Annotated in this window: 4 protein-coding genes and 1 tRNA gene; 3 read left to right on the forward strand and 2 right to left on the reverse strand. The window is 43.4% G+C overall.

The annotated features are described in order from the left end of the window. Positions 1–76: 76 nt before the first annotated feature. From ppc to H5164_RS10895, 3 genes are all read left to right on the forward strand, one after another. Positions 77–2725 carry a phosphoenolpyruvate carboxylase gene (gene ppc / locus H5164_RS10885; RefSeq protein ID WP_124018200.1) on the forward strand — a complete coding sequence of 883 codons (2649 nt, stop codon included), beginning with the start codon at positions 77–79 and terminating at the stop codon, positions 2723–2725. Continuing rightward, entirely contained in the window at positions 2722–3261 is a 540-nt protein-coding gene (locus H5164_RS10890) for a DUF1439 domain-containing protein (protein WP_182697643.1), read from the forward strand. The genes ppc and H5164_RS10890 overlap by 4 nt, the downstream gene beginning before the upstream one ends. A gap of 185 nt (positions 3262–3446) precedes the next feature. Beyond that, entirely contained in the window at positions 3447–6506 is a 3060-nt protein-coding gene (locus H5164_RS10895; RefSeq protein WP_182756062.1) for a DUF2339 domain-containing protein, read from the forward strand. Between the two features lie 50 nt (positions 6507–6556). Here H5164_RS10895 and H5164_RS10900 read toward each other — a convergent pair whose 3' ends face one another. Beyond that, positions 6557–7831: a CinA family nicotinamide mononucleotide deamidase-related protein gene (locus tag H5164_RS10900; protein WP_182756064.1), complete on the reverse strand. Its 1275-nt coding sequence runs from the start codon at positions 7829–7831 to the stop codon at positions 6557–6559. Between the two features lie 437 nt (positions 7832–8268). Then, positions 8269–8345: transfer RNA gene (locus H5164_RS10905), tRNA-Asp, on the reverse strand. Positions 8346–8365: the final 20 nt, after the last annotated feature.

Raw genomic sequence — 8365 nt, forward strand, 5'->3', positions numbered from 1 at the left:
TATTGACCGATATTGATACGCTGGGTATTGTGATGTAAGAGATATTGGAAAAATCGTTCATTTTTCGGGAGTAAGTATGACAGAGCAAACGGCAGATATGTATGCATCACTTCGATCAAATGTGGGGCATCTAGGCCAGATATTAGGCGAAACAATGCAAACCCACTTAGGTGATGCATTCTTAGAAAAAGTAGAACAAATTCGTATTTTAGCCAAAAAATCTCGCCAGGGTGACGAAGCCTCTCGTGAGCAAATGCTAGCATTATTAACCGCGTTACCAGACGAAGAGCTGGTGCCTTTCGCGAAAGCCTTCAACCAATTTTTAAACTTAGCCAATATCGCAGAACAATTCCATACCATTAGCCGCAATTGCGACGAGCTAGTGTGTGTTCCGGATCCTGTAGAGCAACTGCTCGGGCGAATGCTAGACACTGATTTAGATAAAAAAGATGTCATAAAGTGCTTAAAAAACTTAGACATTGATTTAGTATTAACGGCACATCCAACAGAAATATCTCGTCGCACCTTAATCCAAAAATACGCCGCCGTTGTAGATTGCTTAACCGAGCAAGAAAATTCTCAGCTTACCGATCGCGAACGTGAACAAAGCACACTGCGTCTTCGTCAGTTGATTGCTCAAATTTGGCATACCAACGAAATCCGCAGCGAACGCCCAACACCTGTTGATGAAGCACGCTGGGGCTTGAGCACGATTGAAACCTCATTGTGGCAAGCGATCCCTGACTTTTTACGTCAATTAAATGATCAAGTTGAGCATAAAACCGGCCAGCAGTTACCTATTGATGTATCTCCAGTGCGCTTTTCGAGCTGGATGGGTGGTGACCGCGACGGCAATCCATTTGTGACCTCTACCGTGACTCAAGAAGTGCTTGACCGTAATCGTCACGCGGCAGCCAGACTGTATCTAAAAGATATTGTGACCCTACTCGGCGAATTGTCGATGGAACACGCTAATGCTGAATTATCAGCGTTAACCGATAACAGTAAAGAACCGTACCGTGATGTGTTACGCAAGTTGCGCTGTCAGTTACGTAACACTATCGATTACCTTAACGCTCGCCTTGAAGGTAAAAAGCCTGACGTCGATACTCGCGAGCTTATTTGGCATAAAACAGATTTACTTGAACCGCTTCAGTTACTTTATAAAAGCTTGACCGATTGCGGCATGAAGTTAATTGCCAACGGCCTGTTACTCGACATCTTGCGTCGTTTAGCCTGCTTTGGTATTCACATGTTGCGCCTCGATATCCGTCAAGATGCATCACGCCACAGCGACGTAATCGCCGAACTGACCCGTTATTTAGGTATGGGCGATTACAACCACTGGGACGAAAATGAAAAACAAGCCTTTTTACTGCGTGAACTCACCAGTAAACGCCCGCTGATCCCTGCAAATTGGCAACCAAGTGATGATGTGGCAGAAGTTGTCAGAACCTGCAACTTAGTCGCCCAACAACCCGTGAATGCATTAGGGTCGTATGTGATATCTATGGCCAGTAAGCCATCTGATGTACTCACAGTGTTGTTACTGCTAAAAGAAGCTGGCTGCACTAACCCAATGCGAGTGGTACCGTTATTTGAAACATTAGCAGACCTTGAAAGTGCAGCTGATTGTATGACAGCGCTGCTCAACATTGATTGGTATCGTGGTTACACTAAAGGCATGCAAGAAGTCATGATTGGTTATTCTGACTCTGCAAAAGATGCTGGGGTTATGGCAGCCGCTTGGGCACAATATCGTGCTCAAGAGCAACTCGTTGCTGTCTGTAAAAAGGCTGACGTTAAGTTGATGCTGTTCCATGGTCGTGGTGGCTCAATTGGCCGTGGAGGTGGACCAGCTCACAAAGCCATTTTATCGCAACCACCAGGTTCAGTTGATGGTCGCATTCGTGTGACAGAGCAAGGCGAAATGATCCGCTTTAAATTTGGCTTACCCAAATTAGCAGTGCAAAGTTTAGCGCTGTACACTTCGGCCGTAATGGAAGCGACACTACTGCCGCCACCCGAGCCTAAAAAGGCATGGCGTGATTGTATGCAGCGCATCGCTGCAGAGTCAGTAGCGCATTACCGCGGTATTGTTCGTGAAGAACCAGACTTTGTTGCGTACTTTAGATCCGCTACGCCAGAGGTTGAACTCGGTAAACTGCCATTAGGCAGCCGCCCAGCGAAACGAAAAGTCGATGGTGGCATTGAAAGTCTCCGTGCTATTCCGTGGATTTTCGCTTGGTCACAAAACCGCTTAATGTTACCGGCTTGGTTGGGGGCTGGTGAAGCATTACAAGATGCTGCGGATCGCGGCGAGCTTGAACTATTACGCGAGATGGAAGACCAATGGCCTTTCTTTGAAACTCGTATTTCAATGCTAGAGATGGTTTACACCAAAGCAGAACCTAACTTAGCTAAGTATTACGAGCTATGTTTAGTTAAACCAGAACTGCATCATTTAGGCGAAAAGTTGCGTCAACGTCTGCAACTGGGTATTGATGCTGTATTGTCATTAACCCAAGCAACAGAGTTAATGGCACATACTCCTTGGAGCCGTGAATCTGTTAAACTGCGCAATCCTTATATCGACCCACTTAACTTTTTACAAACCGAGCTATTAGCCCGTACACGTAGAGAGGTAGAGCCATCGGCGCATGTTCAGTTAGCATTGATGCTGACTATTGCCGGCGTTGCTGCAGGAATGAGAAATACTGGATGATAACCTTGGTTAAAACCCTTGGACTTGGATTGTTATTACTACTGACTGGCTGTGCCAGTCAGTACAGCATCACTGAGTCTGAAATAGAACAATACCTTAATAAAGACATGCATTTTGAGGTCAAACAGGGCAATAAGTTAATTGGAGTGTCGCTTAAGCTAAATGACATGCAGGTAGTATTAGGCGCTAAGCCAAATACTATGGCAGTAACAGCAACAACTATGATCACTGTTAATAACCCATTACTGCCCATTCACGCTAAATTAAAAACGACATTTGAGGCAGTGCCTTGGTACGATACTGACACTAAGAGCGTGTATCTACGACAGTTAAACTTAGTCAAAGTTGAGTCTGAACCCGCTGATATTGAGCGTTACATCAGCCAAGCTACGCCACAATTAATGGGCTTTTTACGTAGTTATCTTGAAAATCAGCCAGTGTATACCTTAGACACTCGCGACAGTAATCAAGCGCTAATGGCGAAAATGACCAAAGAGATTGCCGTACAACAGGGCAAACTGGTGGTTAAGTTTTAGCACTATCATCATCGTAATAAAAAGCACCTGCGGGTGCTTTTTTATTGCTTCAAATCTCTGTACATCCACATAATCAATAAAGGTTCAACCTCTCAAATATCAAAAAACTGAGCATTTCCTATTCAATCATAACCACGTACAATAACTTGGCAATATTGGAGTGCATAATAATCATGGGATGAATGATGCCGTTAATGGATGACGTAGCCAAATTAAAAGCACAACTGGCGGAGCTAGTCTCACAGCAAGGTGCACAACAGGCCGATGTAAATCAACAATTGGCTCGGTTCGCTCAGCAACTTGATGCTTTAGCCCAGCAAGTACAGGCGCAAAGTAATAATCAACAACCGCTTAGCTTGTCTGCAGAAAACTTACATATCCCTGTTCACGAGAGTCGAGCAAACGATTCGAGCAGCAATATTGTTGCCGATAAGCCTCAATATTCATCTTCCGCTTGGGAGCGCCAACCGTCAGACACAAGTCATTCGGTGTCAGCAGCATCGATATCGGCACAACAAACTTCGGAAGTAACAAAGTCACCAGCCAGACAAAACGCCCTTAGTGCCATGATCACCCAGTTAGCTGAAGCTATTGGTGAGTTCAGTGCATCTGCACTTGCACCTTTGTCTGGGTTAACCGAACAAGCAAAAGGCTTTTATCAGCATTACCAAGCTAAAGGCTTAGGCCCTGTATTTTTGATGACAGTGGCGGGCATCATTACTCTGACACTAGGCTTTGGTTATTTACTGCAGTTTTCAATCAACAACTGGTTTTCAGAGTTGGGTAAAGCCTTACTAGGACTCGGGGTCGCAAATAGCATTATTGTCGGCGGTGTGTTTATTCGGCAAAAAAGCCCAGGGATGCAAGATTTTGGTTCCGGACTCGTCGGTCTTGGGCTTATTCTTAACTACTTGTGTTTGTATTTCCTAGGACCATATTTTAATCTTATTGCCGATGTTGCCTGCTTTGGTTTGCTATTTCTCAATACGATATTAGGTTATGGCCTTTCAAGTAAACTCGACACCAAAGTAGTGGCAATAATCGCCTTAGTTGGCGGCTCACTTGCGCCATTGATGTTACTTGACGGCGGTCAAACACCTTTATTATACCTACCCTATTTGATGCTTATCGGCATCAGCTCGATGATCCAAAGCCACAAATTAGCTTGGCCGATACTTATCGAAGTCACCGCATTACTCCACATTGCTTGCGTACAAATATTGGGCTTAGCTATTCAATTGCCTTTACCTGTTATCGATTGGCAAACCGGCTTAGCATTACTGATGATCAATGGGTTGTTCTACCTCTACAGTATTGCCAGTTTATTATTTGTCATAAAATCAGCTTTAACACCAAGACTGCTAGCGGTTCCAATCGCACTAATGGCCTTTATCCTTTACGCCCTGACGCAATGGAGCGTTTTTGCTGGAGAGATTTTTGTACTTAATACATTACTGTGTGGCTTGTTATATTGGGTGATTAAACGCGATAAAGATATTGCAGCCCTAGCTTTGGCTTTTGCAGGAAGCTTTGCTGGTTTTGCTGCACTGTTTTTACTTAGCGTAGAACTGCTAGGACTAGTGCTGCTGTTAGAAGGTTTGCTGTTACTGTGGATTGGCTGTAAACAGCTATTTAGCCCTATTAGAGCTGAAGCCTATGTCTTACTTATACTAGGCATAATCAGCAGCTTTGCTAACGTCTTTGATGTGCTAACACTGTCGAACTATGACAATGATGGTCTATTAGGATATCAAGCATTATTGAGTATATCGATGGCGCTAACCTGCGCGATGACTTTGGCGGCGCAAAAGCTGCTTAGCCGCCATCAAGCTGACTTAATGAAATTAGAACACTTAGCAGTGCGATTTATCCGCGAGTTACTTGGGGTGCTTTATACAATCACCTTATTGCTGGTGAGCTTCTTCATCACCGAGCAATATTGGCTTAATACATTGCCATTCATCAGCTTATTGCTGCTGTACATGAGCGCTAAACACACCTTACGCTTTAGCGAAGTATTAGCCTGGTTATTGCAACTGCCGTTATTAGGTTTAATTATTTTTGGCATGGTAGACGCTGATAGCCTTAGCTTTGCCGACCAAGCAATCAACGCTAAATTAGCCCGTATTGAGCTCTTTGTCGGATTATTACTGGCGTATTATTGGTACAAAAAATACTATGCTGATGCCAAATTAATCCGCTTTGCTTACTATGTTCAGTTAATTTGTTACCTAGTGCTACCGTTACTAATATTGCCCAAAATCATACGTAGCTATCCTGACTACATTGCTATCTCATTGTGGCTGAGCAGTTTGATGAGTCTAGGTTTGGCTTACTTTGTTAAGCACAAAAGTCTTCACTATGAGACGCAAATACTCACGATCCTAGCAACCATGATCACCGCAGCAATGTGTCTAGCAGAACAGTGGCAAGGACTTGCAGCATTGGTCCTAGGCTTGCTATTTCTCGGATTTATTAGCTTACGTTATGAACAACTACCCAAAAAATGGCAACACATTACCACGCTACAATGGCACATTGCGCCATACTATATTGCCTTAGTGATAGCCGTGTTAAGCCAAACCATCACCAACTTGTTCCATCCATCATGGGCAATTACAGCGTTAATCATCTGTGGATATTTTAGTGTTATTAGCGAAAGAAACACACGTATCGGTCAACATTTTAAGCAGGCTTTAGCACCAAGCTATAGCTTGGCATATTGTATGATTTTTGCTTGTGCAATTTTACCTATCCTATTTCACAGCGAAACACAGCTCACCTTTAATACTGATAATGTGCTGATTAATTTAGCAGAGCTTGGAGTGCTGATGTTATTAGGTCGTTATTTGTTAACGGCAAGATTAGGCATTAGAGCACACAGAAAAATTATCTCTTATGTCGCGCTTAAGTGGGCTTGGCATGCATTATTAGTAATAAGTTACTTGCTGTGGAGCTATCAATTCGACCAGAGTATTGCAGCACCAATGAGTGCAATACTGTTAGTTGTGCATGCCTGTATGGTGATGTTTATAAGCCTACGGCCTCAGCAAGCGAACCTGGTTAGGCTAGCTGCACTGCTATTTGCTTTGGCTTGTATCAAGGTGATTTTTGTTGATATGGCGTCATTTGAATTAATTCAAAAAATCGTCGCGTTTATTTTGATTGGCGTTATTTTGCTGACGGTTGCTTACTTTTATCAAAAAGCGAAAAACAATCAATTGCCTGATGACCTTACAGCCTAGTCATTACATCGAGCTTGCTTACACCAGAGGTAAGCAAGCTCGACATAAACTTACTTGGCAAACCGTGGAATTGACGGGTAATCGACAATAACAGCTTCTTCAAGCAATGCACGACGAAGCATATCGTAAGCAATTGCGGTACTCATACTTCTTACAAGCTGGCGTGAACGCTTTGGTAATTTCACCATTTGACTGTATACGCCATGTTTAGTTGCTAATGCTATCGCCACAGTCCCAACGGGCTTATCATCAGATCCACCATCTGGGCCAGCAATACCGCTAGTGGCTAATGCATAATCACTATCAAGAATAGCGCGTACGCCTTGCGCCATCGCCTCAACAGTAGCAATAGAGACAGCACCATGATCGTCCAATATTTGTGGGTTAACACCTAAAACTCTCACTTTAGATTCATTGCTATAGGTCACCAATCCATGGTGTAAGTATGATGAACTGCCAGCAAAGTCGATTAACTGACTGGTAATCATTCCACCAGTACAAGACTCTGCGACACTTAAACTCAGTCCAGACTGATACAAGCGATGATGAATTTCAGCTGCTAATGTTGGTCGATTCTCAGCGACAACTGCATACCCTAATAAGGCTTTAACCTGCTTTGTTACTTTGGGTAGCTGACGGATAGCTTTTTCACCACGAGCAAAAATTTTAATTTCAATGTGTGGCATTGATGAACGATAACCTAACTCGATACCTTCAGGTAAATTCAGCTCAGATAAGGTATCCGCTAAAGATGACTCGCCGTGACCAATTGTGAGTAACTTTTCTAAAGCTGACTTTTGTTGAGCACCAAACTCTTCGATAATAAATGGAATAAACTGTTCGGTGATCATGTGCTTTAATTCAAATGGCACACCAGGAGTAAAAAATAGCCATGCATTATTCAACTTCACACGAAAGCCACAAGCTGTACCGACAGGATTATCGATCATAATAGCCGAGGCAGGTAACCAAGCTTGTTTTAAGTTACTCTTCGCCATCACCCGGTTATTACGCGTAAACCAGTCTTCTAAATGCTCACGCCACTGCATATTTTCGACAAGCTCTTCGCCTTTAGCTTTAGCCATCGCTAATGCCGACATATCGTCACTAGTAGGTCCTAAACCACCATTCACAATAATCACATCTGCATGCTTACTACGTTCTTGGAATACGGCAATGAGATCTTCCATTCGATCGCCAACGGTTACCCTATGCTGCATCTCAATACCTATTTCCATCATAGTATTAGCAACCCAAGCAGCATTAGTATCGACTATCTGACCAGATAATACTTCTTCACCCGTGCAAATCATTTCTAGCTTCATCATTATTTCCTATACCCTTTCATTGGCACTAACTTAGGCGTCCAACATGTGAATGGCAAGAAAATAGATCGAAATAAGAGAAAATTAAATCATAAGTAGATGAATGGATTACAACAAATCAACAGAAATAGCTCAAAACAATTAAAGGAGATAAACAGACAATACCAATGAGGTTGGTACTATGTTGCCAAAGTAGGTTACAGCAACAGCCTTCAACTTATATTGCCGGAACGAACGGGAGCTTAATCCGTGAGTCTTTGCGACAAAGACAGGCCGTAGTCTGTTCATAAAGAGGCTAACATGCCATGGATGGGTCCATACACTATAATCTCGCAACCTTGTCACTTCAACGAACCGCCGCGGGGTTCTATGTTGCTATCTTTTTATCGCCCAACGAAAAAAGCCCTAACATTTCTGCTAGGGCTTTCATCTTAAGTTGGCGGAGCGGACGGGACTCGAACCCGCGACCCCCGGCGTGACAGGCCGGTATTCTAACCAACTGAACTACCGCTCCTTTAGCAAATTGCTTACGCA

Origin of the sequence: Shewanella sp. SG41-3, assembly GCF_014164545.1 — a bacterium.
Classification (GTDB): domain Bacteria; phylum Pseudomonadota; class Gammaproteobacteria; order Enterobacterales; family Shewanellaceae; genus Shewanella; species Shewanella vesiculosa.